Source organism: Acinetobacter sp. S54 (assembly GCF_016624945.1).
Classification (GTDB): domain Bacteria; phylum Pseudomonadota; class Gammaproteobacteria; order Pseudomonadales; family Moraxellaceae; genus Acinetobacter.
On the sequence record NZ_JACVUI010000001.1, the window covers coordinates 122,200 to 147,205 of the forward strand.

Annotated in this window: 20 protein-coding genes and 1 riboswitch; of the genes, 18 read left to right on the forward strand and 2 right to left on the reverse strand. The window is 41.9% G+C overall.

The annotated features are described in order from the left end of the window. The first annotated feature begins 9 nt into the window (after positions 1-9). Complete coding sequence (gene pyrE / locus IAE20_RS00595; protein WP_200459013.1) at positions 10-660, forward strand: orotate phosphoribosyltransferase; 651 nt, start codon at positions 10-12, stop codon at positions 658-660. A 204-nt stretch (positions 661-864) separates the two neighbouring features. Here the strand turns inward: pyrE and IAE20_RS00600 are convergent, their stop codons facing one another. Beyond that, positions 865-1,491 carry a class I SAM-dependent methyltransferase gene (locus tag IAE20_RS00600; protein ID WP_200459014.1) on the reverse strand — a complete coding sequence of 209 codons (627 nt, stop codon included), beginning with the start codon at positions 1,489-1,491 and terminating at the stop codon, positions 865-867. Positions 1,492-1,818: 327 nt separating this feature from the next. Here IAE20_RS00600 and gshB point away from each other — a divergent pair, with 327 nt between their 5' ends. The 8 genes from gshB to lpxC all read left to right on the forward strand — a co-directional run bounded on the left by gshB (position 1,819) and on the right by lpxC (position 11,094). Further along, a complete protein-coding gene (gene gshB / locus IAE20_RS00605) occupies positions 1,819-2,757 on the forward strand; it encodes a glutathione synthase (RefSeq protein ID WP_200459015.1) in 939 nt (312 codons plus the stop codon). 250 nt (positions 2,758-3,007) lie between these two features. Then, positions 3,008-4,105 carry an undecaprenyldiphospho-muramoylpentapeptide beta-N-acetylglucosaminyltransferase gene (gene murG / locus IAE20_RS00610; RefSeq protein WP_200459016.1) on the forward strand — a complete coding sequence of 366 codons (1,098 nt, stop codon included), beginning with the start codon at positions 3,008-3,010 and terminating at the stop codon, positions 4,103-4,105. A gap of 13 nt (positions 4,106-4,118) precedes the next feature. Beyond that, positions 4,119-5,567 (forward strand): UDP-N-acetylmuramate--L-alanine ligase, encoded by a 1,449-nt coding sequence (gene murC / locus IAE20_RS00615; RefSeq protein WP_200482020.1) that lies wholly within the window; start codon positions 4,119-4,121, stop codon positions 5,565-5,567. Between the two features lie 52 nt (positions 5,568-5,619). Further along, the gene (locus IAE20_RS00620) at positions 5,620-6,549 is read left to right on the forward strand and encodes a D-alanine--D-alanine ligase (protein ID WP_200459018.1); all 930 of its coding nucleotides are present in this window, start codon (positions 5,620-5,622) and stop codon (positions 6,547-6,549) included. A 3-nt stretch (positions 6,550-6,552) separates the two neighbouring features. Further along, positions 6,553-7,407, forward strand: coding sequence for a cell division protein FtsQ/DivIB (locus IAE20_RS00625; protein ID WP_200459019.1), 855 nt, complete (start codon positions 6,553-6,555; stop codon positions 7,405-7,407). A gap of 64 nt (positions 7,408-7,471) precedes the next feature. Then, a complete protein-coding gene (gene ftsA / locus IAE20_RS00630) occupies positions 7,472-8,734 on the forward strand; it encodes a cell division protein FtsA (RefSeq protein ID WP_200459020.1) in 1,263 nt (420 codons plus the stop codon). A gap of 168 nt (positions 8,735-8,902) precedes the next feature. Next, positions 8,903-10,081 (forward strand): cell division protein FtsZ, encoded by a 1,179-nt coding sequence (ftsZ, locus tag IAE20_RS00635; RefSeq protein WP_200459021.1) that lies wholly within the window; start codon positions 8,903-8,905, stop codon positions 10,079-10,081. Between the two features lie 110 nt (positions 10,082-10,191). Then, a complete protein-coding gene (gene lpxC / locus IAE20_RS00640) occupies positions 10,192-11,094 on the forward strand; it encodes a UDP-3-O-acyl-N-acetylglucosamine deacetylase (protein WP_200459022.1) in 903 nt (300 codons plus the stop codon). Between the two features lie 97 nt (positions 11,095-11,191). On the opposite strand, the gene IAE20_RS00645 is transcribed toward lpxC, so the two are convergent. After that, positions 11,192-11,635, reverse strand: coding sequence for a DUF721 domain-containing protein (locus IAE20_RS00645; protein ID WP_200459359.1), 444 nt, complete (start codon positions 11,633-11,635; stop codon positions 11,192-11,194). Positions 11,636-11,746: 111 nt separating this feature from the next. Between IAE20_RS00645 and IAE20_RS00650 the strand changes: the two genes are divergently transcribed. The 9 genes from IAE20_RS00650 to recJ all read left to right on the forward strand — a co-directional run bounded on the left by IAE20_RS00650 (position 11,747) and on the right by recJ (position 25,002). Beyond that, entirely contained in the window at positions 11,747-12,448 is a 702-nt protein-coding gene (locus IAE20_RS00650) for a M23 family metallopeptidase (RefSeq protein ID WP_200459023.1), read from the forward strand. Positions 12,449-12,678: 230 nt separating this feature from the next. Then, positions 12,679-15,396, forward strand: a complete 2,718-nt coding sequence (aceE, locus tag IAE20_RS00655) for a pyruvate dehydrogenase (acetyl-transferring), homodimeric type (RefSeq protein ID WP_200459024.1) — start codon at positions 12,679-12,681, stop codon at positions 15,394-15,396. Between the two features lie 3 nt (positions 15,397-15,399). After that, entirely contained in the window at positions 15,400-17,385 is a 1,986-nt protein-coding gene (locus tag IAE20_RS00660; protein ID WP_200482019.1) for a 2-oxo acid dehydrogenase subunit E2, read from the forward strand. 141 nt (positions 17,386-17,526) lie between these two features. Continuing rightward, a riboswitch (yybP-ykoY riboswitch) is annotated at positions 17,527-17,633 on the forward strand. Between the two features lie 93 nt (positions 17,634-17,726). Then, the gene (locus IAE20_RS00665) at positions 17,727-18,302 is read left to right on the forward strand and encodes a TMEM165/GDT1 family protein (RefSeq protein ID WP_200459026.1); all 576 of its coding nucleotides are present in this window, start codon (positions 17,727-17,729) and stop codon (positions 18,300-18,302) included. A 275-nt stretch (positions 18,303-18,577) separates the two neighbouring features. Continuing rightward, positions 18,578-19,594, forward strand: a complete 1,017-nt coding sequence (locus IAE20_RS00670; RefSeq protein WP_200482018.1) for an AI-2E family transporter — start codon at positions 18,578-18,580, stop codon at positions 19,592-19,594. A gap of 110 nt (positions 19,595-19,704) precedes the next feature. Further along, a complete protein-coding gene (gene guaB / locus IAE20_RS00675; protein WP_200459028.1) occupies positions 19,705-21,171 on the forward strand; it encodes an IMP dehydrogenase in 1,467 nt (488 codons plus the stop codon). A gap of 121 nt (positions 21,172-21,292) precedes the next feature. Then, the gene (gene glmM / locus IAE20_RS00680; RefSeq protein ID WP_200482017.1) at positions 21,293-22,630 is read left to right on the forward strand and encodes a phosphoglucosamine mutase; all 1,338 of its coding nucleotides are present in this window, start codon (positions 21,293-21,295) and stop codon (positions 22,628-22,630) included. A gap of 11 nt (positions 22,631-22,641) precedes the next feature. Then, complete coding sequence (pdxH, locus tag IAE20_RS00685) at positions 22,642-23,298, forward strand: pyridoxamine 5'-phosphate oxidase (protein ID WP_200482016.1); 657 nt, start codon at positions 22,642-22,644, stop codon at positions 23,296-23,298. Next, positions 23,299-25,002, forward strand: a complete 1,704-nt coding sequence (gene recJ / locus IAE20_RS00690) for a single-stranded-DNA-specific exonuclease RecJ (protein ID WP_200482015.1) — start codon at positions 23,299-23,301, stop codon at positions 25,000-25,002. Positions 25,003-25,006: the final 4 nt, after the last annotated feature.

Here is a 25,006-nt window from a genome sequence, read left to right on the forward strand (position 1 = left end):
GGAGCACCTATGACAACGCCATCGTCTTTTAACCCGCAAGCTTTTATTGAACTCGCGTTATCACGCGGTGTGCTTAAATTTGGTGAGTTTACCCTAAAATCAGGACGTGTCAGTCCGTATTTTTTTAACGCAGGTTTATTAAATGATGGTGAAGCATTGTCGCTATTAGCTCAAGGCTATGCCGATAAACTTGTACAATGTAAAAATGTTGATGTGATTTTTGGTCCTGCATATAAAGGTATTCCTTTTGTTGCGGCAACTGCGGTGGCATTGTCTCAGGTTCACACTAAAAGTGTACCTTGGGGTTTTAACCGTAAAGAAGCCAAAGATCACGGTGAAGGTGGCGTGCTAGTGGGCGCTGCTGTTGCAGGTCAAAAAGTCTGGATTATTGATGATGTAATTACCGCAGGTACTGCGATTCGCGAAGTGGTGAACATTTTGAAAAATGCAGGTGCGACCATTGCAGGGGTATTGGTTGCATTGGATCGTCAGGAACGTGGTCAAGGTGAACTTTCTGCGATTCAGGAAGTACAAAAAGAGCTAGAAATCCCGGTACATGCTTTAATTACCATGAAAGACTTGATGGACTTTTTGGATGCTAAAGGTGAAAAAGAGGCCTTGGCAAATATGCAGGCTTATCGTGAAAAATATGGCATCTAAGTTTTAAAGAACTAAAAGGAGGTGGAAACTTCCTTTTTTGTTTCGTTAATTGATAATTTAAAATAATTTTAAAAAGAGAACGTGGAACATCAAAAATCAAGGAAAAAGCCCTTTCAATGCGCTGAATCCTAGAAAGTCTTTGATTAAAATATTGATGCGGAAAGAAAAATTCAAGTATTTCGCATAAGGTCTACTATGTTAATTTTAGGAAACTTTAAAAGAACATAAAGCATTTCTTTCTTTTAAAATATTAATTTGAGTAAATCCTGCTAAAGATAACTCTTTTAAATGTTCATCAACTGTCATGTACAAGTCAGTATTTTTCATACCATTATCCGCAACAATATGATCTGTAACTATATATATTCCATTCTTATTTAATAGATGATCTCTAACTTGGGTATGAAAATTCTTAGAATAGGCTTTGTGTCTTAATTCATGTAATGCTTGATGAATTATCACTACATCATATTTTTCTTGTTCTACTATATGAAACCAATCAGAATCTTTAAAATTAGCAACTAGATACTTTGCTTTTGCACTCAATTTACCTAAATTTTCTTTTGATAATTGGTGCATAGCTTGCGAAAAATCTATGGCTGTATAACTAATACTTGATAAGTTTTCTAATAAAACCTTTGCTAAATATCCTGGACCAGAACCTATTTCAAGAATTTTAGGAATTTCAATATTTAAACTATTAATTTCATCAACATAAGTATCAAAAAATTCATATCTCCATGGGCGCTTTATATTTACTTCGGCAGCCCACTCAGATGCGTCATTTAAATTTCTTAAATCAATAGGACTTTTTACCTCATTAATATTCATTTTGTGTTCCTACAATTAAGATCTATTGTTATAGAAAATGTTTTATCATTAATTTCTAAATTTGAAAAATCATCTAATTTAAAAACTATTTAACAGAATGGCGCTTATACGAATTGTGCTTACTTACATTTCTTAGATGCTAGCATGCTGGCCTTTAATTTATCTTTATGCCTTTGATTAGCCAAAATCCAATGGTGGTTTGCTGCATAGAGCGATACTTATTTCTGTTATGAACATTCCACGCTTCACTTATTCACTCAAATACTAAGCTTCATGGATAAAGCTCGTTTATAATCAAGCCAATTGAAAATAAAGAGTGAACTGGTAATGCGTGTACTTGTCGTGATGGACCCAATTGAAACTGTTAATCTGAAAAAAGATTCAACCATGGCGATGCTTTGGGCGGCCAGCCGTCGTGGACATGAATTGGGTTACGCATTACAACAGGACTTATATATCGATCAAGGAAGTGCTTTTGGTCTGATTTCGCCGCTTAAAGTCTTTGAAGATTACAACCATTATTACGAGTTGGGTGAAAAACAAAAAGAATCGCTCGCTGCCTATGATGTAGTGTTGATGCGTAAAGACCCACCATTTGACATGAATTTTGTCTACACCACTTATATTTTAGAACAAGCAGAACGTGAAGGTGTGTGGATTATCAACAAACCGCAATCTTTACGTGACTGTAACGAAAAGTTGTTTGCCACTCAGTTCCCTGAGCTCCAAGTACCTACTCTGGTGACTTCACAGCAAAGCCTAATTCGTGAATTTATCAAAGAACAGGGCGATGTTATCGTAAAGCCTTTAGATGGTATGGGGGGCATGGGTATTTTTCGTTTATACCAAGATGGCGTAAATATTGGCTCAACTCTTGAAATGTTAACGGAAATGGGAAATCGCCCAATTATGGCACAACGTTATATTCCTGAAATCGTAGAAGGGGATAAGCGCATTTTGATGGTCAATGGCGAACCTGTGCCGTATTGTCTGGCACGTATTCCGCAAAATGGTGAAGTGCGTGGTAACTTGGCGGCAGGTGGTTTGGGTGAAGCACGTCCATTGACTGAAAATGACAAAAAAATTGCAGCCAAAGTCGGGCCATTTCTACGTGAAAAAGGGTTAGTATTTGTCGGACTAGATGTGATTGGCAATTATGTCACTGAAATCAATGTGACCAGTCCAACTTGCATCCGCGAGATTGATGCGCAATATGGTACATCTATCGCCGATGATTTGTTTGACGTGCTAGAAGCAGGTCGTTAATTGCCAAAATAAATAAAGATGATATTCACTCGTATCACTTGTGAATATCATCTTTATTTTAAAAAAATTAATCAATTTACATCTATTCTCACTTGCCACAAGCCTAAATTGAATACAAGGCAAAAAAGCTCGGCTTTATGTTGCAAACACGTGAAATTTGCTTTCCGTTCTGCTTGCTTTAGGATTAAAATGAACGGCTAAAATAATAGATGTGATTTCCCCATTTTCTTTTGAGTTGAAGAATTACACCGTGACCGATTCACCACAGCACAAACCTAAACATGTCATGATGATGGCGGCCGGTACGGGCGGTCATGTATTTCCTGCCTTGGCAGTTGCCAAAGAGCTACAACAACAAGGCTGTCAGGTGTCTTGGCTAGCAACGCCAGCAGGTATGGAAAATCGTTTATTAAAGGATCAAAATATCCCGCTTTATCAAATTGATATTCAAGGTGTGCGTGGTAATGGCGCAGTACGTAAATTATTAGCCCCATTTAAAATTTTAAAAGCTACACTCAATGCGATGCGGTACATGAAACAACTTAAAATCGATGCGGTCGCTGGTTTTGGGGGGTATGTGGCTGGCCCGGGTGGTTTGGCAGCACGTGTTTTGGGGATTCCTATTTTAATTCACGAACAAAATGCAGTTGCTGGTTTTACCAACTCTCAACTTTCGCGTATTGCCAATAAAGTGTGTGAAGCATTTCCAGATACTTTTGCTGCCAGTGAAAAAGTCGTGACAACAGGTAACCCAGTTCGTAAGGAAATTGCAGAAATCCTAAGTCCAAAATGGCGCTATCAGATTCGCGAGCAGGAAAATCAACCATTCAATATTCTGATTGTGGGTGGATCGCTAGGGGCACAGGCATTAAATGAGCGGTTACCTGAAGCACTTAAAAAGTTGGATCTGCCCCTCAACGTTTTTCACCAATGTGGTCAAAAACAAATCGACGAAACAACAGCACGTTATGCGGATGCACCAGCACATGTAAATGTTCAGGTGATGCCGTTTATTGAGGATATGGCAAAAGCCTATAGTGAGGCTGATTTAATTATCTGTCGTGCAGGTGCGCTCACGGTAACTGAAGTCGCTACCGCAGGCGTGGCAGCCGTTTTTGTACCTTTACCGATTGCCGTGGATGATCACCAAACAGCTAATGCCAAATTTTTGGCAGACATTGGTGCAGCAAAAATTTGTCAGCAATCCAGCATGACACCCGAATTTTTACATACTCTTCTGAGTGGTTTGATGAATCGTCAGTTATTGTCTGAAATGGCAGTGAAGGCACGTCAACATGCTCAACCCCAAGCGACTCAAACCGTCGCTGATCTTATTCAAGCTTTATAACTTCGAGTTCGCTATGTCACCATCAACGCCAGCTGATCAAGCCAAAAAACTGATTAAAGTCCCTGAAATGCGCCGTATTAAACACATTCATTTTGTGGGGATTGGTGGAGCAGGGATGTGTGGTATTGCCGAAGTACTCAAAAATCAAGGTTATAAAGTATCTGGTTCGGATATTAAGGCATCGAATACTACAGCACAGCTCGAAGAAAAAGGCATTAAGGTTTATATCGGACACACTGCTGATAACATTCAAAATGCCAATGTTTTAGTCGTCTCTACAGCGATTGATCCTGAAAATCCAGAAGTGAAAGCTGCTATCGAAAGCCGTACTCCAGTGGTGCGCCGTGCCGAAATGCTGGGTGAATTAATGCGCTATCGTCATGGTATTGCAGTGGCAGGTACGCATGGTAAAACGACAACGACCAGTTTATTAACGACCATGCTGGCCGAAGAAAATCTTGATCCGACCTATGTGATCGGTGGGCTATTGAATCGTACGGGTGTAAATGCCGCTTTGGGTGCAAGCCGTTTTATTGTTGCTGAAGCAGATGAATCGGATGCTTCTTTCTTGTATTTAGAGCCTATGGCGGCAATCGTCACCAATATCGATGCCGACCACATGGACACTTATGGTGGTAGTTTTGATACTTTAAAAGATACGTTTGTGCAGTTTTTGCATAAATTGCCATTCTATGGTTTGGCGGTCGTTTGTGGTGATGATGCGAATGTTCGAGAAATTTTACCGCGTGTAGGACGTCCAGTCTTGACGTATGGTTTTGATGAGGACAATGATATTCGTGCTGTTGATGTTGAACAGGATGGTATGCGTTCACATTTCACAGTGCTGCGCAAAGACCGTGAGCCGCTAGGTTTAACGATTAATCAACCGGGCTTGCATAATATTTTGAATGCTTTAGCAGCGATTGGTGTTGCGACTGATGAGGGTGTATCTGATGCAGCCATTAGCCGTGCATTGAAAGGGTTTAGCGGAGTTGGTCGTCGTTTTCAGGTTCAAGGTGAATTTGAATTAGGTGAAGGAAATGTCAAGTTGGTGGATGACTATGGACATCATCCTAAAGAGGTTGAAGCCACCATTAAAGCGGCGCGTCAAAGTCACCCAGATCGTCGTCTGGTGATGATGTTCCAGCCGCACCGTTTTAGCCGTACTCGTGACTGTTTTGATGATTTTGTTGATGTACTGTCTCAGGTCGATCAGTTGTTATTACTCGAAGTTTATCCTGCGGGTGAAAAGCCGATCGTAGGGGCGGATAGTCGTTCACTAGCACGTAGTATTCGTTTGCGTGGTGACGTCGAGCCGATTTTGGTTGACCCAGTGGAAGGTAACCTGCAAAACGTGATACAAAAAGTGTTACAACCGAATGACTTGTTATTAACACAGGGTGCAGGTAACGTGGGAGCAATTTCAGTTGAACTTGCTCAGCATCATTTGTATTTAAAATAATGCGGTTCATCCATTTTTAATTATTGTGCTTGAAAAGTTTAAGGATAAAAACGTGTCAAATGCTTCAAAATTCGGCAAAGTTGCCGTGTTGTTCGGTGGGAAATCAGCTGAACGTGAGGTTTCTTTAGATAGTGGGAACGCGGTACTTGAAGCCTTGTTACGTTCGGGTGTACAAGCAGAAGCATTTGACCCTAAAAATCGCAGTGTGACAGAACTGGTCAATTATGACCGCGCTTTTATTGTATTGCATGGTCGTGGCGGTGAAGATGGTCAGATTCAGGGAACACTGGAATGGCTAGATGTCCCGTATACGGGGACAGGGGTGCAGGGTTCCGCTATCGGGATGGATAAAATTAAAACCAAGCAAATTTGGCAAGGGACTGATTTGCCGACAGCACCTTATCGTATTATCAATAAAGACTCGAACGTTGATGAGATTGTAAATAGCCTTGGTTTGCCTGTCATTATTAAACCTGTACATGAGGGTTCAAGTATTGGCATGAGTAAAGTTGAGAAAAAAGAAGACTTTGCAGAAGCGATTGCGAAAGCCACCGAACATGATGCGATTGTTATGGCAGAAAAGTGGATTACGGGGCGTGAATATACGATCGTGGTACTAAATGGGGAAGCATTACCCGTGATTCGTCTGGAACCTCCTAAAGATGTGGCTTTTTACGATTATGATGCCAAATATCAGCGTAATGATGTGCAATATGGGATTCCTTCAGGTCTCAGTGATTCAGACGAAAAACAGCTTCAACAATTAACTTTGCGCGCGTTCCAGGCTGTAGGAGCAAGTGGTTGGGGACGTGTCGATGCCATGCAGGATGAACAAGGTAATTTCTGGTTATTAGAAATTAATACAGTTCCAGGGATGACCAGTCATTCATTGGTTCCTAAAGCAGCTCAGGCGATTGGAATCGGGTTTGATGAGTTGTGTGTCGCAATTTTAGAACAAACGCTTCAAGGTACGGCTCACTAACTTATGGCTCAACTCCCAGCATCTATGCGCCGTCGTCGTGCGGCCATTACCTCCATCCATGAAAAACCACCTTCGCCTAAGCAAAAGCTGGTCAATGCGGGTGGATGGTTACTACTGCTGGTTGCATTTGTGGTACTAGGTTTAGGCATTTTTGGCTTATATAAAGTTATTACTGATGCCAAAATTGCTGAATTGAGTGTCGTCGGTACTCACTCGACAACAGAACAACAACAACTCATTCAACACATTCAGCCTATTGTTAAAGATAATTACTTTACTTCGGATCTGGAGCAGATTCGTGATAAAGCGCTTGAGATCTCATGGGTTGATCGTGTGGTTGTATCACGTGCCTGGCCCAATAGTATTCGAGTTCGTGTATTGCCGCGTCATGCAATTGCGCGTTGGGGTACTGGACGATTATTAAGTGATGGCGGTGATGTGTTTAGTGAAGCAGATCCACAAAATCACCCTAATCTGCCAATGTTACATGGCCCTCTTAGCCAATCTAAAGCCATGATGCGCCGTTATAACGAAATTAATCAGCTATTTCATCCAGTCAATCTCAGGTTAAAAGAGTTGTACTTAACTGAACGAATGACTTGGTTTATGCAGTTTGATTCAGGTTTAAGGGTAATTGTGGATCAGGATCAAACCATGAGCAAGTTGCAGCGTCTGAGTCATCTTGCGCAAACTGACTTAAAACCCGTGTGGCCCAAAATCTCTGCCATTGATTTACGATACCGAAATGGATTATCACTACAGTGGAAGAATGCAATACCACCAAAAATTGTAAATGGTCAGTTTGTTGTAACCAATGATGACACAAATGTTGCAGGTGGAATAACCGCAAAGCCATAATACATGGTTTTAAAATAACAGGCATTTTTGCCCATACTAAATAACGAACAAGTGGTAGTGAGTAATGAGTGAAGCTGTTCCCTCGATTGTTGCGATTGATATTGGGACACATAAAGTTTCAGTTTTAATTGGTAGAGTTCACGCACCGGATAACATTCAGGTCATCGGGATGGCAAACGCGCCTAACCGTGGCATGAATAAAGGAAAAATTGTTAGCCTCGACAAAGTCATTGCCGCAATTAAAAACGCCGTTGCTGAAGCAGAAAATATGGCGGAATGTCGTGTACATACCGCATGGGTATCGATTCCAAGTACAGAATTACAAAGTTTTTATGCTTCTGGGCGTACCCCGATTGCCAAGGCTGATCATACGATTAGTACAAATGAAGTTGTGCGAGCTCTGGAATTGGCTAAAGCCAGTCACGTCACGCCAGACTATTATCTAGCGAGTGCTGTACCTTTGGGTTTTGAGCTGGATGATGAACCAGAATGGGTACAAAATCCGATTAATATGTCCGCACATAGCATGACGGGTCATTATCAGTTGATGATGATGCCGATTAGTACCATGCAAAATCTGGATCGTGCCATGAAAGGCGCCAATATCGGTGTTGAAAAAATGGTCGTGTCAAGTCTGGCAACTGCAGAAGCCAGTCTGCTGAAAGATGAGAAAGAATATGGTGTTTGCTTGCTGGATATTGGAGCAGGAACCACCAATATAGCGGTCTATTTAGATGGTCGTTTGGCCTTAGCGCGGACACTACAGCGTGGTGGTGAAAATGTTACCCGTGATATTGCAGCCGTGTTACAAACTACAACTGAAGAAGCAGAACGCATTAAGATTTTACATGGTTGTGTTGACTTAAGTGTGGTGAAGCCAGACCACATGATTCAGGTACAGGCGATTGATGGACCACAAACCATTAGTCGCATAGAACTTGCTGAAATCATTATTGCGCGGTATGAAGAGATTTTTACACAGATTCGTGAAGAGCTAGAACGTACAGGTGCGATTAATGGTCTCTATCATGGTGTAGTATTAACTGGAGATGCCTGTCAGATTGAAGGTATGGTCAGTCTGGCACGTCGTATGCTTGGTGTTTCTGCACATTTAGGTAATCCACCTTTGCAGGTGTATGCTGATGATCAGCATCAGGCTGCTTTGCGACGTTCCATGTATGCAACCGCAGCAGGGCTTTTGCTTTTTAGCCAGAGTGAATTGCAAGATGCAGTGGAAGAGGCCGATGAAGTTAATGACCGCACATTTGTTGACCGTGTAGTCAATGGCTGGAATACTTTGAATAGCAAGTTAAAAGCTATTTTTTAAGATGTATGCATTTGTTGGGAATATTGTTTGGAAGTTGTAAGAGAAAATTGTCATACTTGACAAGGTAAGTATTGCACAGCATTCTAAAATCTATTGTTTTTTGAAGTATTAAGGCAGTGTACGGGCTGAAGTGACTGCCACTTATTGAAATTAGGAACCCTAAAGGTCATGGCCTCATTTGAATTTATAGAAGATGAACTAACCGATAGTAACGGTCAAGCCCGTTTCACTGTGTTTGGTGTCGGTGGTGGTGGTGGTAATGCCGTACAACATATGGTGCAGTCTGATATTAAAGGTGTGAAATTTGTTTGTGCAAATACGGACAAACAAGCACTTGATAGCATGAATGCACCTTTTAAAATTCAGCTTGGTGAACAAAGTACTCGTGGTTTGGGTGCTGGAGCTAATCCTGAAGTCGGTCAAATTGCTGCTGAAGAAAGCCGTGAAGTGATTCGTCAACATCTCGAAGGCACGGATATGGTGTTCGTGACTGCGGGCATGGGGGGCGGGACTGGTACAGGTGCCGCGCCGGTCGTTGCTGAAGTTGCCAAAGAAATGGGAATTTTGACTGTTGGTGTTGTTACCACGCCATTTAACTTTGAAGGGCGACGCCGTCAACGTGCTGCGGAAAAAGGCATTGATGCACTTGAAGCACATGTAGACTCATTGATTATCATTCCTAACCAGCGTTTGCTGAGTGTGTATGGCGATATTTCGATGAAAGATGCATACAAGAAAGCAGACGATGTATTGCTAAATGCGGTACGAAGTATTTTTGATTTAGTCGTAAATCGTGGTCACATCAACCTTGACTTTGCTGACTTGAAAACTGCAATGAGTACTCGTGGTTATGCCATGATGGGCGCAGGTTTAGGACGTGGCGAAGATCGTGCGCGTCAAGCAGCAGAACAGGCTATTCGTAGTCCGTTGCTCGATAATGTGAATATTATCAATGCTAAAGGTGTATTGATTAATATTACAGGTGGTGATGACATTACCTTACGTGAAACCGAAATTATTACCGATGTGGTCAATCAAATTGTCGATTTGGATGAAGGTGAAATTTTTTATGGAACCGTATTTGATCCGGATGCGCGTGATGAACTACGTGTAACAGTGATTGCGACAGGTTTAACTCGTAACGCTTCAGAGGCAGAACAGCCAAGAAAACGTGCGAGCGCAGGGCATGTCCATGTTCCAAGTTCACATCCTACCGATGAAGATGATGTTCCCGCGATTAATAAGCGCCAGAATACTGAGGCTCCAGTTGCAACCAATGCAGGTGCCGCACCGCGTTCATCGCCTATGAGCATTCAGGATTATTTGAAAAATCAGCAACGCAAGTAATAAAATCAATCATTTATGAAAAGGTAGTGTATTTACACTGCCTTTTTTGTTTTTTATCAATAACTAAATGTGCTAACGTATAGCGGTTTTTGAATTGAAGTTAGAGTAGCATGTTGAAACAACGTACCCTCAAACGTGTGGTGAAAGCCAGTGGAATTGGTCTCCATAGTGGTCAAAAAGTGATGATCAATTTTCTGCCGCATGTTATTGATGGGGGAATCGTGTTTCGTCGGATTGATCTCAACCCACCTGTGGACATTCAGGCCAATGCTTTGCTTATTCAGGAAGCCTTTATGTGTTCCAACTTGGTTCAGGATGATATTAAGGTGGGCACCATTGAACATGTGATGAGTGCGATTGCGGGTTTGGGTATTGATAATTTGATTATTGAAGTATCTGCTTCCGAAGTCCCGATTATGGATGGTAGTGCTGGTCCATTTATTTACTTGCTGATGCAAGGTGAGCTAATTGAGCAGAATGCTTCTAAAAAATTCATTAAAATTTTGAAACCTGTTGAAGCCTTAATTGATGATAAACGGGCTAAATTTAGTCCACATGAAGGCTTTCAGCTTAACTTCACCATCGATTTTGATCATCCTGCTTTTGCTAAAGAATACCAATCAGCCACCATCGATTTTTCAACTGAAACTTTTGTTTATGAAGTGAGTGAAGCTCGTACTTTTGGTTTTATGAAAGATCTGGATTATCTCAAAGCCAACAATCTGGCACTTGGGGCCAGTCTGGATAATGCAATTGGGGTAGACGATACGGGCGTGGTAAATGAAGAAGGATTACGTTTTGCAGACGAATTCGTGCGACATAAGATTTTGGATGCAGTCGGTGATCTTTATTTAATGGGACATCAAATTATTGCAAAATTTGATGGTTATAAATCAGGACACGCACTCAATAATCAGCTATTACGCAATGTTCAAAGTGATCCAGATAATTACGAAATTGTAACATTTGATAACGAAGAAGAATGTCCAATTCCTTATGTAAGTGTGAGCTAAGTCATTGTCTTGATGGGCTATGTTATATTGTAACTTTTAAATGTGTTAAATAGGTCACAAAATAATTGAAGCGAATATTTATATTTTGAAATGCTTGTTACTTTTTATTGCTTGCCAAACGCAGCAAAGCTTGGCTAAGCTTAGGGTCGTTCACTAATCCAGCAGCACTTCGTAACATTTCTTGTGTTTCTGGTGGTAAAGAAGTGACCTCAGTTACATGACTTTGATGATGATTTTGGGATGAATTTCTTAATCTAACCTGAAGTTTCTGTAAATCATGCAATCCTTCGAGTTGAACAAGTTTAGAAATGTATTGTGTTTGAAGATATCCGAGTTGACTAATCATGGCTTGATTTTCACCGGTAATCGTCAAAACACCATATTGATAACAGACCACCTGCCAATTTTCAGGTTGTGGCAGTAGGGGCTGAATAACTTTCGTAAGTCTTTGCCATTGTGCGACTTGCGTTGTAAGAAACGTTAAGTTTCCTGTTTTTATGTGTTTTCTTGTTTGTTGAAACACGTTTTTAGGATCAGTCATGGTGCTGGATTTTCCTCGCCAGATTATTGTCATCTTAAACGCTCATTTCAATAGATATCAAGGACGAGATCACGCAAGGAACTTTTTAAGAACAGTTCAAGAGGTTTTTTTATGCATTCGCGACGTATACTACTTGCTTTTTCACTGGCAGCTTCTGCTGCATCAGTTGCTTTCGCAGATTATCAAACACTGAATAGCCCAGATGCACCAGATCGCCTAGAAGCATTGTCTCGTACGCTTTCGCAAGGCTCTTATACTCATCCTGATGATCTTGATCTCCCTGCATCGGCTAAAGTATCGGTGACACTACGTGAGAAAACGGTTGAGTTAAACAATGAATCTCTTGAAAAGAAATATGGTAAAACAAGTAACACAGCTAAATTCTCGGCTTCTGCTTCAAGTAATAATCCTTATTCTTCATGGTTGATTAAACACCCTTTACCCGATATGACGCGCGTTTCATCTGAATATGGTATGCGAACCCTGATGGGCACAACACGTGGACATTCTGGTATTGACTTGGCTGCTCCAAGTGGTACACCAATTTATGCGACAGGTCCTGGAATCGTGACCAAGGCAGGTTGGGGTACAGGTTATGGCCAGTACGTTGAAGTAAATCATGGCAATGGATACCTTACTCGCTATGCACATGCATCACGTATTATGGTGCGTGCAGGCGATCAGGTACAGGCAGGTGAACACATTGCCAATGTTGGCTGTACAGGCCGTTGTACAGGTCCTCATCTGCATTTTGAAGTAGTGCGTGATGGTGAGCGTAAAAATCCATCAAGTTATCTCGCTTTACTTCCATAAATGCGGATTTAATTAATCACATTTCTATTCAAGCTATCATCAAATTCAAAATATTGTGTATAAAAAATCGCCTAAATTGGCGATTTTTTGTTATTTTAGGTAATGAAAAGTCATCAACTATTTATTATCTAAATAATGCTGTCAATCTGTATTCACCTGTGGGGATAACTTTACCTGCACCAAATATGATAAAAATATGGACTAACCGTAGACTAAGGGAAAGGTGAATTATGGCGTTTTATGGTGATTCCGACGCACAAGAAACCCAAGAATGGCAAGATGCATTTGATTCAGTTTTGCAGCATATGGGTACAGAACGTGCTGCTTTTTTACTCGAAAAGCTTTATCAACGCGCGATTGCGAAGCATGTGCCTATTCAGCGCCTAAATACCCCTTACTTAAATACAATTTCAGTAGAAGAACAACCTGCAATGCCAGGTGATCAGGATATGGAGCGTCGTATCCGTGCCCTTATTCGCTGGAATGCACTGGCAATGGTGCTACGCGCTAACAAAACAGGTGATGATCTGGGTGGTCACTTGGCCAGTTTTGCATCTTCAGCTACCTTATATGATGTTGGCTTTAACCATTTTTTCCGTGCTAATAGCGATAGTTTTGGCGGCGATATGATTTATTACCAAGGTCATTGCGCACCTGGTATTTATGCCCGTTCATTTCTTGAAGGCCGTTTGACTGAAGATCAATTGAATAATTTCCGACGTGAAGTTAACGGTAATGGTTTATCTAGCTATCCACATCCGTATTTGATGCCAGATTATTGGCAATTCCCAACGGTATCGATGGGTCTTGGTCCAATTATGTCGATTTATCAGGCACACATTCAAAAGTACTTGATGAACCGAGGTCTAATTAAAGAAGAAAACCGTAAAGTTTGGGCCTATCTTGGTGATGGTGAAATGGATGAGCCTGAAAGTACAGGTGCCATTTCACTTGCAGGTCGTGAAAAGTTAGATAACTTAATTTGGGTAGTGAACTGTAATTTACAGCGCTTAGATGGCCCTGTACGTGGTAATGGTAAAATTATTCAGGAACTTGAATCTTTATTCCGTGGCGCAGGCTGGCGTGTGATTAAAGTGGTCTGGGGACGTCACTGGGATCCTTTACTGGCCAATGATAAATCAGGCGCGTTAAAAGCAGTGATGGAAGAGGCTGTTGATGGTGATTATCAACGTTATCAAGTGAAGGGCGGTGCTTATACACGTGCGCACTTCTTTGGGAAGTATCCTGAAGCTGAAGAATTAGTGAAAAACCTGAGCGATGAAGATATTGATAATCTAAATCGGGGTGGTCATGATCCGTATAAAGTATTTGCAGCTTATACTGAAGCGATGAAGAGTACAGGTCAACCTACAGTAATTTTGGCAAAAACTGTTAAAGGTTATGGCTTATCTGATGAGATTGAAGCAGTCAATAAAACTCATCAGATCAAAAAAATGCATGTTGATTCACTTAAGTATGTACGTGATCGCTTCAATTTGCCATTTACCAATGAGCAACTTGAAGAGTTGCCGTTATATCGTCCAGCAGAAAACTCGCCAGAATTGAAATATATGAAAGCGCGTCGTGAAGCATTGGGTGGTTACTTACCTGCACGTCGTAAAGAAAGTGAAGCGTTGGCGATCCCTGAAATTTCAATTTTTGATAGCGTATTAAGCGGCAGTAACGGTAAAGAACAATCTACCACTATGGTGATGGTGCGTTTGATCGCGGCCCTGCTTAAAGAAAAAGCAATTAAAGACCGTGTTGTGCCGATTGTTCCAGATGAAGCGCGTACTTTTGGTTTGGAAGGTATGTTCCGTCAATTGGGCATTTATGCTGCGCATGGCCAGAAATATACACCAGAAGACAATGAACAGCTCATGAACTATCGTGAAGCCAAAGATGGTCATATGTTACAGGAAGGGATTAACGAGGCGGGTGCCATGAGTGCATGGGCTGCGCTTGGTACGAGTTATTCAACCAATAACTTGCCAATGATTCCGATGTATATGTATTACTCGATGTTTGGCTTCCAGCGTATTGGTGATATTGCGTGGGCCGCAGGTGATGCACAGGCGCAAGGTTTCTTGCTTGGTGCAACTGCAGGCCGAACCACGTTGAATGGTGAAGGCTTGCAACATCAGGATGGCCATTCGCATATTCTGGCGGGAACTATTCCAAACTGTATCGCTTATGATCCTTGCTTTGGCTACGAGCTGGCGGTTGTTGTACATGATGGTTTAAAACGCATGTATGTGAATCAAGAGCGTGTGTTCTATTACTTAACGGTAATGAATGAAAACTACGAACATCCCGAAATGCCAAACGGTGCAGAAGAAGGTATTAAGCGTGGTATGTATCTCTTTGAAAAAGATGAGCAGGCCACAGTTCAGTTATTGGGCTCAGGGGTTATTTTACGTGAAGTAATTAAAGCTGCGAAAATCCTGCGTGAAGAATATCAAATTCATTCAAACATCTGGAGTGTGACCAGCTTTAATGAGCTGGCGCGTGATGGTATGGTATGTGATGAATATAACCGCTTACATCCACTGGCTGAAGACACGAAAGAGTCTTGGGTATCACAGCAGTTACGTGGTACAGATGGTATCGTGGTGTCTGCAACCGATCATATGCGTGCTTATAGTGAACAGATTCGCGCTTATTTACCAGACAATCGTCCCTATGTAACGCTAGGTACAGATGGTTATGGCCGTTCGGATACCCGTGGTAATTTGCGTAGTTATTTCGGTGTTGATGCAGCACATATTGTGGTGGCTACATTGAAAAAACTGGCAGATGAAGGCGAAGTGGAAAATCGTTTGGTGAAAGATGCGATTTCTAGCTTTGAGTTAGATACTGATCGTCCAGTAGCTTGGGCTCCACAGGCACATCCTGAAGTACAACCTGTAGCGGAATACCATGAAACTCAATCAGGTGAGGGGAACTAAGCGATGCAAGTGAAAACACCTGATATTGGCGTAGAAAAAGCAACCGTTGCCGAGATTTTAGTTAAGGTTGGTGACCAGATTTCTGAAAATGATAGTCTGATTCTACTTGAATCGGATAAAGCTTCTGTCGAGGTTCCAAGTACAGCATCCGGTGTGGTCAAAAGTATTTTGGTCAACCAAGGCGATGAAGTGACAGAAGGAACGGTTCTAGTTGAATTAGAAAGTGGAAGTGAAGCTGCGACTGAAGAAAAGGCAGCTGTAAAATCTGAAGAAGTATCGGAAGCTACTTCATCTGAAGCTACCAAGAAACCAGCAACTCGACCTACTATTTCAGCTTCATCTGGTGCAACTACTATCGTGGAAGTACAAGTTCCAGATATTGGTGTAGAAAAAGCAACGGTTGCTGAACTATTAGTTAAAGTGGGCGATGAAATTACTGAAAATGATAGTTTGATTTTGCTTGAATCAGATAAAGCATCCGTTGAAGTGCCGAGCCCTGTGTCTGGAACAGTTGAGAGTGTTGCCGTAAAAGAGGGAGACTCAGTTAAAGAAGGTGTACTTCTGCTAAAAGTTAAAACTCAAGGTGGACGTGAACAGGTCACTACGGCAAATGAAAATACCGTAGCGCAATCTGTCGAGACCGCTTCAACAACTGTTGAAGATGAAACGGATACACAGGAAACTGTTAGCTCAGGGGAACAGGAAATTAACGTACCTGATCTCGGGGTGGATAAAGCCACGGTATCTGAAATTTTGGTACAAGTGGGCGATCGCGTAGAAGCTCAACAAAGTTTGTGTGTGGTTGAATCGGATAAAGCTTCAGTCGAAGTACCAAGCAGTATTGCAGGTGTCGTAAAAGCGATTCATGTCAGTGTTGGACAAGAGGTTAAACAGGGCATTGCGCTGGCAACGATTGAAGGTGAAGCAAAAGCAGCGCCTAAAGCCAAACTGCAAGCCAGTAAACCTGCTGCTCAAACTGCATCGGTAAAAACAGAAAGTGCTGCAAAACCTGCTGAACAACCAAAGGCTGCTGTGGTCGACTCGGTCAATAAATTGAGTCAAGCGCAGGAAGCAGAAAATGCAAAAGTTTATGCAGGCCCTGCGGTGCGTAAACTAGCACGTGAGCTAGGTGTGATTCTGGCACAAGTTAAAGCTTCGGGTGAACATGGTCGTTTGATGAAAGAAGACATCTATGCCCATGTGAAGCAGCGCATGACTGCACCTGCGCCAACCCCAGCGAATGCTGCGGCGGCAGTGGCTTCTGGATTGCCAGCATTGCCAGATTTCAGTGCTTTTGGTGGTGGTGAAGTTAAAACCATGACCCGCTTACAGCAAGTGTCTGTGCCCCAGTTATCTCTTAATAACTTTATTCCTCAAGTCACCCAGTTTGACTTGGCGGATATTACTGAGCTAGAGGCATGGCGCGGTGAGCTGAAAGATGGCTTTAAAAAGCAAGGTGTTAGTCTGACGATCTTGGCCTTTATCGCTAAAGCTGTTGCACACTTGCTTAAAGAAGAGCCATATTTTGCAGGACATTTGGCTGATGATCAAAAATCAGTATTGTTGCGGAACGAAATCCATATGGGTATTGCAGTGGCGACACCTGATGGTTTAACTGTACCGGTGTTGCGTAACCCAGATCAGAAGTCAATTAAACAAATTGCGGTTGAGTTGGGTGAATTGAGTCAAAAAGCACGTGACAAGAAATTATCACCAAAAGACTTACAAGGCGCTAACTTTACCATTACCAGTTTGGGTTCAATTGGCGGGACGGCATTTACACCATTAGTCAACTGGCCTCAAGTTGCGATTTTAGGTATTTCACCTGCGACAATGCAGCCTGTGTGGAATGGTAAGGACTTTGATCCGCGTTTAATGTTGCCATTATCGCTTTCTTATGATCACCGTGTCATTAATGGTGCTGATGCAGCGCGGTTTACCAACAAGCTAACCAAATTGCTTAAAGATATTCGTACGTTACTGATCTAATGTCTCTTATAAAAAGACCTCGCTTTGGCGGGGTTTTTTTATAATTGAAATTGGGGCCAACTATTTGCTTGTATCTACATAAAAAAGGCCCAATAAGATAGAAAATCGATTTGAAAAAATAGTAAAAGCCCGTTAAACTGGCTTTACTTCATTGGGGAGTAGCCTCCAATTACGCAAAGTAATTGGGTGATGATCAACATAATTGTTCAACTGAACATGGTCATCATAGCTTGAACGTTTTTCGCGTTCCTGAGTTGGCAAGACCTTTGATTTATCGTTCTGCACTTTTTGGCTAGCAGGGGCGGTAGGTCATAGGTATATATGCTAGCCAGAGAACAGATATGCAAGAATTCCTGATTTCGACTTCTGTTGTTGCCCTTGCTGAAATGGGCGACAAAACCCAGCTCCTTGCGCTTTTACTCGCTGCCCGGTTCCGCAAACCTGTTCCTATCCTCATCGCTATTTTATTGGCCACCACCATTAACCACGGTTTATCCGCTGTGTTAGGTCAATGGCTCACCACGGTACTCAATCCAACTGTCATGGTATGGGTATTAGCTGTTGGATTTATTGGAATGGCGCTTTGGATGTTGATTCCAGATAAACTGGACGATGAAACTGATAGTATTAATAAATGGCAACGCTTCGGTGTGTTTGGCGCAACCTTTATCCTGTTTTTCCTTGCTGAAATTGGAGATAAAACTCAAATTGCAACAGTTGCTCTCGCGGCTCGTTTCGATAGCGTATTTTGGGTTATGCTTGGAACGACGATAGGCATGATGATCGCAAATGCTCCAGCAGTATTTATTGGTAATAAAATGGCGGATCGTTTGCCAATTTCCTTGATTCATAAAATTGGCGCGGCCATTTTTCTAATTGTTGGAATTTCAACTTTGGTACAACATTACTTTTTTTAATTCTAGTTTAGACATAATTTAAGCATCTGTTCACAGATGCTTTTTTATATTTTATTTTGAAATTTTTGTATCATGTGAATAGAAAAGTAAGTAAAGAGATATGCTTTTAAATAGAAAATTGATTCAATAGTAAAGTGATCATGCAGAAAATAATTTTATGATCTAAACAAATGAGCAATTCATAACAGATTTTGATAGTGACTCTATTTTAAAATAGCAGTAAGGTTAAAACTCCTATTGATATTTTTATTCTGATTAGAATAAAGGACCAAAAAATGCAGCTGTTGAATGAACGACAAAGTCTGATTGCCAGTTATATCGTCATTCCTTTAATGTTGTTGATCATTATTCCCCTGCATTTATTGGTAGGTTTGCTATCTGGTTTATTGATATATGCTTTGGTCACCAGCTTAAGTCCTTATATCGAAGGTTTCTTCAATCGCAGATACAGCCGTCTGGCAGTGGTTGCTTTGTTTAGTGTCATTATTATTAGCGTGCTGGTTTTTTTGGTGGTTAGCTTAAGTGCTTATGTCGTGCACGATTTAAAAGATGGCGGTTTATCGGCTGTCAGTACCAATATTGATGCATTACTACATAAATTTCAGCAGGAGTTTGGTGGATATTTTTTGGGAATATTTCCTGAAAGTATTGATGAAATGAAAGACTATTTGTTGAGATGGTCAAAAGATCATGCCGGAACCTTACAACATGCTGGAACTGACGTATTACATGCTTTTGTCACCATGATTATTGGCATGATTTTAGGTGCGCTTATTTCGCTCAATCCCCCGCAGGAAGATGAACACACTCCAAGTTTTCGTCGAGCTTGCCTACAACGGTTGCATGTGCTTTATCAGGCATTTAAAAATGTCGTCTTTGCACAGGTGAAAATTTCCCTAATTAATACGGTTTTATCAGGTCTGTTTATTTTCATTGCTTTACCGTTATTAGGTATGCATTTACCCTTTGGAAAAACATTGGTTATTTTAACCTTTGTACTGGGGTTGCTACCCGTAGTGGGTAATTTAATGTCTAATACGCTAGTCGTACTATCTGCAGTCAGTGTTTCCTTTACAACAGCGGGTATTGCGCTGGTTTATCTCGTGCTAATTCATAAACTGGAATATTTTTTAAATGCCGATATCGTGGGACAAAGAATCAATGCGAAAGCTTGGGAATTATTAATTGCGATGTTGGTACTACAGGCAATTTTTGGTTTAGGTGGTTTAGTTGCTGCACCCATTTATTATGCATATTTCAAAAATGAGATGAAGCAAGCTGGGCTTATTTAAGCTTTTTTTTAGCAAAAATTAGGCATGGGCTGAAAAATTCCCACAATAAAAATGAAAATTAATGGCAAATTTGTTTATAATAGCGCACGGAAACTACCAGTGAGATTGTTATGCTGACCATCGTTCAAGAAGCGTTGACCTTCGATGATGTCTTATTACTCCCTGCCTACTCTACAGTTCTTCCAAAAGATGTCTCCCTAAAGACACGTTTGACCCGCGGTATTCAACTTAATATTCCTCTCGTTTCGGCTGCTATGGATACAGTGACTGAGTCACGTATGGCGATTGCCATGGCTCAAAATGGCGGTATTGGTATTTTGCATAAAAATATGGATATTGCCGCACAAGCAGCTGAAGTGCGCCGTGTCAAAAAATTTGAAGCAGGTATGGTGAAAGACCCAATTACGGTTACGCCTGAAACGACTGTAGGTGAACTAATTGCTATTACACAGGCCAATAATATTAGCGGTGTACCTGTCGTAAAAGATGGCAAAGTTGTTGGGATTGTTACAGGGCGTGATACACGTTTTGAAACGAATCTGGATCAGCCTGTCAGCAATATCATGACGCCACAAGATCGCTTAGTGACAGTGAAAGAAGGTGAGTCCAAAGAAAACATTCAGGCTCTACTGCAAAAGCATCGGATCGAAAAAGTATTGGTGGTCGATGACAGTCATGCCTTGAAAGGTCTGATCACGGTAACTGACTTTCGTAAAGCCGAGCTTTATCCAAATAGCTGTAAAGATGACTTAGGTCGTTTGCGTGTTGGTGCTGCGGTCGGTACAGGTGCTGAAACACCTGCACGTGTTGAAGCTTTGGTTGAAGCAGGTGCCGATGTAATCGTAGTGGATACTGCACATGGTCACTCTGCAGGTGTAATTGAACGGGTACGCTGGGTTAAGCAAAACTACCCGCAAGTTCAGGTGATCGGTGGTAATATTGCAACGGGTGATGCTGCATTAGCTTTACTAGATGCTGGTGCAGATGCGGTGAAAGTTGGGATTGGTCCTGGGTCGATTTGTACTACACGTATTGTCGCAGGTATTGGTGTTCCTCAGATTTCAGCAATTGATAATGTTGCTTCTGCCCTAAAAGAACAAATTCCATTAATTGCCGACGGTGGTATTCGTTACTCAGGCGACTTGGCTAAGGCCATTGCTGCGGGTGCGAGTACGATTATGGTAGGTTCCCTCATGGCGGGTACTGAAGAGGCTCCAGGTGAAGTTGAGTTCTTCCAGGGGCGCTATTATAAAGCGTATCGTGGTATGGGTTCACTTGGCGCAATGTCTGGTGCAACGGGTTCATCTGACCGTTATTTTCAGGATGCAAAGGCGGGTGTTGAAAAACTAGTACCAGAAGGCATCGAAGGTCGTGTTCCTTATAAAGGTCCTATGAGTGCGATTGTGCATCAAATGATGGGTGGTTTACGTTCATCGATGGGCTATACAGGTTCTGCCAATATTGAAGATATGCGTCAGAATACCAAGTTTGTCAAAATTACTTCTGCGGGTATGCAGGAATCACACGTACATGATGTGACCATTACCAAAGAAGCACCAAACTATCGGGTGGGTTAATTTTCACCATACCCACACAGGAAAATGCCGTCAGTTCACTGACGGCATTTTTGTTTTGGTGTAAAGTAATCAGGATGAGAGAAAGGCTGTGATCGAGCAGTCCATAATAAGTGAGTAGAACATGAGTTATTTTGGAACAGATGGCATTCGTGGAAAATTTGGAGAAATGCCAATTACCCCTGAGTTTGCATTAAAATTAGGATTTGCTGCGGGTAAGGTTCTCAAACGTACCAATCCAAAAGCAAAGCCACTGGTCGTTTTAGGGAAAGATACACGACTTTCTGGTTACATTCTGGAAGCAGCTTTGCAAGCAGGTCTTAACGCTGCTGGTGTTTACGTACATTTATTAGGTCCGCTCCCGACTCCCGCCATTGCCCATTTAACTCGTGCGTTACATGCACATGCAGGGATTGTCATTTCTGCCTCACATAATCCTTATTATGATAATGGGATTAAGTTTTTTTCTAGTGAAGGGAAAAAATTACCAGATGATTTACAGGAACAAATTAATAAAGAATTAGAACAAGATATCCAGATCGAAAATACCGCTAATCTGGGTAAAAGCGTACGGGTTAAAGATGCCAATGGACGTTATATCGAATTCTGTAAATCGACTTTTCCGTATCATTTTGATCTACGCAATTTAAAGATTGTGGTGGATTGTGCCAATGGTGCGGCTTATAGCGTTGGGCCTGCGGTTTTCCGTGAATTAGGTGCCAAAGTTATTGCGCTATATAACGAACCGAATGGTTTGAATATTAATGAACATTGCGGATCAACCCATCCTGAAAATCTACAAAAAGCAGTAGTAGAACATCAAGCAGATTTAGGAATCGCTTTTGATGGCGATGCTGACCGTGTCATTATGGTCGATCAGTTTGGCCATCAAGTGGATGGTGATCATATCCTCTATATTTTGGCAACTCAGGCCAATAACAAGCCTGCCGGTATTGTGGGTACCGTCATGAGTAACATGGCACTAGAATTGGCACTTGAAAAAGCTGAAGTACCTTTTGTTCGCGCTAAAGTGGGTGATCGCTATGTACTGCAAGCCCTTGAGGAAAATAATTGGGTGACTGGTGGTGAACCATCAGGTCATATTTTAACTTTGGATAAAAGCACCACAGGTGATGCGATTATTGCAGCACTGCAAGTTTTGACGGTCATGGTCGAACAGGAAAAGGCACTGCATGAATTGGTGGCTGACTTTAAACTATTTCCTCAGGTCTTAGTGAATGTTCGTCTTGATCAAATGATCGATCCTTATGCAGTGCCTGCTTTGGTCAGCGAATTTGAAAAAGCCGAAGCTCAACTTAAAGGACGTGGTCGTTTACTGATTCGTAAGTCAGGCACAGAGCCAGTCATTCGAGTGATGGTTGAAGGTGATCAACACGAAGAAGTTGTTGCATTGGCCAATCAGTTAGCTGAAGCAGTACGCAATCACGCTACCGCTGCCTAAGAGGTACAAATATGATTGACCTGATTAAAGACTTGAGTGAACTGCGTCTCAGCTATGAAAAAGGTGAGCTGTATGAGAATCAAGTGAGCCTAAATCCTCATGAGCAATTTTTGCAGTGGTTTAATTACGCACTGGAAGCCAAGGTGCATGAACCTTATGCTATGTCGGTTGCTACTTGTAATTTACAAGGTCGACCTCATGTGCGGACGCTCTTACTGCGTGGTGCAACTGAAGCAGGCTACGATTTTTATACCAACTATGACAGCCAAAAAGGGCAGGACTTAGCTGAAAATCCTTATGTTGAACTGCTTTTTTATTGGCATGATCTAGAACGACAGATTCGTATCAGTGGTCGGGTCAATAAAATCTCTGAGTTGGAAGCGATTGATTATTATCATAAGCGTCCGCGAGATAGCCAGATTGCGGCACATATCAGTACGCCACAAAGCGGTGTAGTTGAAAATCGGGATGTATTGGAACAGCGCTTTCATCAGTTACATGATCAGGTTGGAGACAAAGCTGAACTTCCAAAACCTGAATTTTGGGGCGGATATCGTGTACAGCCTGATTATTATGAATTCTGGCAAGGCAGACCTAACCGTTTACATGACCGATTAAGTTATGAGAAAGTGAACGGTACATGGAAGTTACAGCGTTTAATGCCTTAAATGACCCAATTTCAAATTAAACAGCGCCCTTTATTGACACATCCTGAACAATTTCAAGATGTGCCTCCTTTTATTGCTGAAATTCTGGCACGTCGCGGGGTCAGCTCAAGCGATGAACTTGATTTAAAACTCAAACATTTGCTTGCTCCACAACTTAAAGATCTGGATAAAGCCATTGAACTGATTGATCAGGCCATTGATCAGCAACAAAAGATCGTGATTGTGGGGGATTATGATGCTGATGGTGCGACCAGTACGGCATTAATGATATTGGTACTGCGTGATATGGGCGCAGATGTAGAGTATTTGGTGCCTGATCGCTTTAAATATGGCTATGGATTAACACCTGCTATTGCAGAACTGGCGCATCAGCGTTTTCAGCCAGATCTACTTATTACCGTGGACAATGGTATTTCTAGTCATGCAGGTGTTGAGCATTGTCATGCTTTAGGGATGAACGTCATTATTACTGACCATCACCTTACCACCAAAGCTACTCCGCTGGCTGAGGCGGTGGTTAATCCTAACCAATTGGGCTGTGAGTTTCCAAGTAAAGCACTGGCGGGGGTCGGGGTTGCTTTTTACTTACTGGCAAATCTAGCCACGTATCGTAGTAAATTCAAAAAGAGTAGTTCTAAAATCAGCCAGTATCTGGATCTTGTGGCGTTGGGAACGTATGCAGATGTGGCCAGTCTGGACTATAACAATCGAATTTTGGTGGATGCGGGTTTAAAACGTATTCAGCAGCAGCAATGTCGCTTGGGCATTTTAGCGTTGTTGGAAATCTCTAAACGCGATGCTGCCAGTTTAAAAGCGCAAGATTTAGGGTTTGTGCTCGGACCACGTATTAATGCTGCTGGACGCATGGACAGCATGAATATTGGGATTGAGTGCCTATTGGCAGATGACTATGCCAAAGCTTATGAGATTGCAGTACAACTGAATCAGCTCAACGTAGAACGCCGCCAAGTCGAAACCAGTATGAAGCAACAGGCACTCGATTATCTGACACAGCTTCAACTGGAAATGGAGTGTATTCCTCCCGCGTTGGTCTTATTTGAACAGAGTTGGCATCAGGGGGTAATCGGGATTGTTGCAGGACGTTTAAAAGAACAATTTCATCGTCCTAGTATTGTGTTTGCACCCGATGAAGATGGGCAGCATATTAAGGGTTCAGCACGTTCTATTGATGGCATTCATATTCGTGATGCAATTGAACGTGTGGCGGAGCGTCATCCTGATTTGATTAGTCATTTTGGTGGACACGCGGCAGCGGCAGGTTTAACCTTGCATAAAGATCATTTTCAGGCGTTTAAACAGCATTTTACAGATTTGCTGGCGGATATGGATCAGGAGTTATTTCAGGCGACCCTATGGACAGATGGCCGTTTACCTCATGATGCTTTTCATTTGGAAATGTTGAACCAAATTGAGCAGCTTGGGCCGTGGGGACATAAATTTCCCTTACCTCAGTTTGAAGGTGAGTTTCAGGTACTAGACTATCGCTGGCTCAAAGAGAGTCATTTGAAGCTTAAACTGGCTTTGGATCATGGTGCAACAGTGGATGCTATTGCCTTTAATGCAAAAGATAAATTTGAATTCAATCCAATGAAAGAAAGTGTGCGGCTGGTGTATGAACTGGAGCGCAATCAATTTAATGGTTCGGTCAGCTTACAGCTACGGATTATTTATTTAGAACAATAATTGA

What these genes read in the sequence shown, in the direction of transcription:
- pdxH (WP_200482016.1), top strand. Translation starts at nt 22,642, where the DNA reads ATGATTGACCTGATTAAAGACTTGAGTGAACTGCGTCTCAGCTATGAA.
- IAE20_RS00660 (WP_200482019.1), top strand. Translation starts at nt 15,400, where the DNA reads ATGCAAGTGAAAACACCTGATATTGGCGTAGAAAAAGCAACCGTTGCC.
- IAE20_RS00625 (WP_200459019.1), top strand. Translation starts at nt 6,553, where the DNA reads ATGGCTCAACTCCCAGCATCTATGCGCCGTCGTCGTGCGGCCATTACC.
- ftsZ (WP_200459021.1), top strand. Translation starts at nt 8,903, where the DNA reads ATGGCCTCATTTGAATTTATAGAAGATGAACTAACCGATAGTAACGGT.
- ftsA (WP_200459020.1), top strand. Translation starts at nt 7,472, where the DNA reads ATGAGTGAAGCTGTTCCCTCGATTGTTGCGATTGATATTGGGACACAT.
- guaB (WP_200459028.1), top strand. Translation starts at nt 19,705, where the DNA reads ATGCTGACCATCGTTCAAGAAGCGTTGACCTTCGATGATGTCTTATTA.
- IAE20_RS00650 (WP_200459023.1), top strand. Translation starts at nt 11,747, where the DNA reads ATGCATTCGCGACGTATACTACTTGCTTTTTCACTGGCAGCTTCTGCT.
- pyrE (WP_200459013.1), top strand. Translation starts at nt 10, where the DNA reads ATGACAACGCCATCGTCTTTTAACCCGCAAGCTTTTATTGAACTCGCG.
- aceE (WP_200459024.1), top strand. Translation starts at nt 12,679, where the DNA reads ATGGCGTTTTATGGTGATTCCGACGCACAAGAAACCCAAGAATGGCAA.
- gshB (WP_200459015.1), top strand. Translation starts at nt 1,819, where the DNA reads ATGCGTGTACTTGTCGTGATGGACCCAATTGAAACTGTTAATCTGAAA.
- recJ (WP_200482015.1), top strand. Translation starts at nt 23,299, where the DNA reads ATGACCCAATTTCAAATTAAACAGCGCCCTTTATTGACACATCCTGAA.
- murC (WP_200482020.1), top strand. Translation starts at nt 4,119, where the DNA reads ATGTCACCATCAACGCCAGCTGATCAAGCCAAAAAACTGATTAAAGTC.
- glmM (WP_200482017.1), top strand. Translation starts at nt 21,293, where the DNA reads ATGAGTTATTTTGGAACAGATGGCATTCGTGGAAAATTTGGAGAAATG.
- IAE20_RS00670 (WP_200482018.1), top strand. Translation starts at nt 18,578, where the DNA reads ATGCAGCTGTTGAATGAACGACAAAGTCTGATTGCCAGTTATATCGTC.
- IAE20_RS00600 (WP_200459014.1), bottom strand. Translation starts at nt 1,491, where the DNA reads ATGAATATTAATGAGGTAAAAAGTCCTATTGATTTAAGAAATTTAAAT.
- lpxC (WP_200459022.1), top strand. Translation starts at nt 10,192, where the DNA reads ATGTTGAAACAACGTACCCTCAAACGTGTGGTGAAAGCCAGTGGAATT.
- IAE20_RS00665 (WP_200459026.1), top strand. Translation starts at nt 17,727, where the DNA reads ATGCAAGAATTCCTGATTTCGACTTCTGTTGTTGCCCTTGCTGAAATG.
- IAE20_RS00645 (WP_200459359.1), bottom strand. Translation starts at nt 11,635, where the DNA reads ATGACTGATCCTAAAAACGTGTTTCAACAAACAAGAAAACACATAAAA.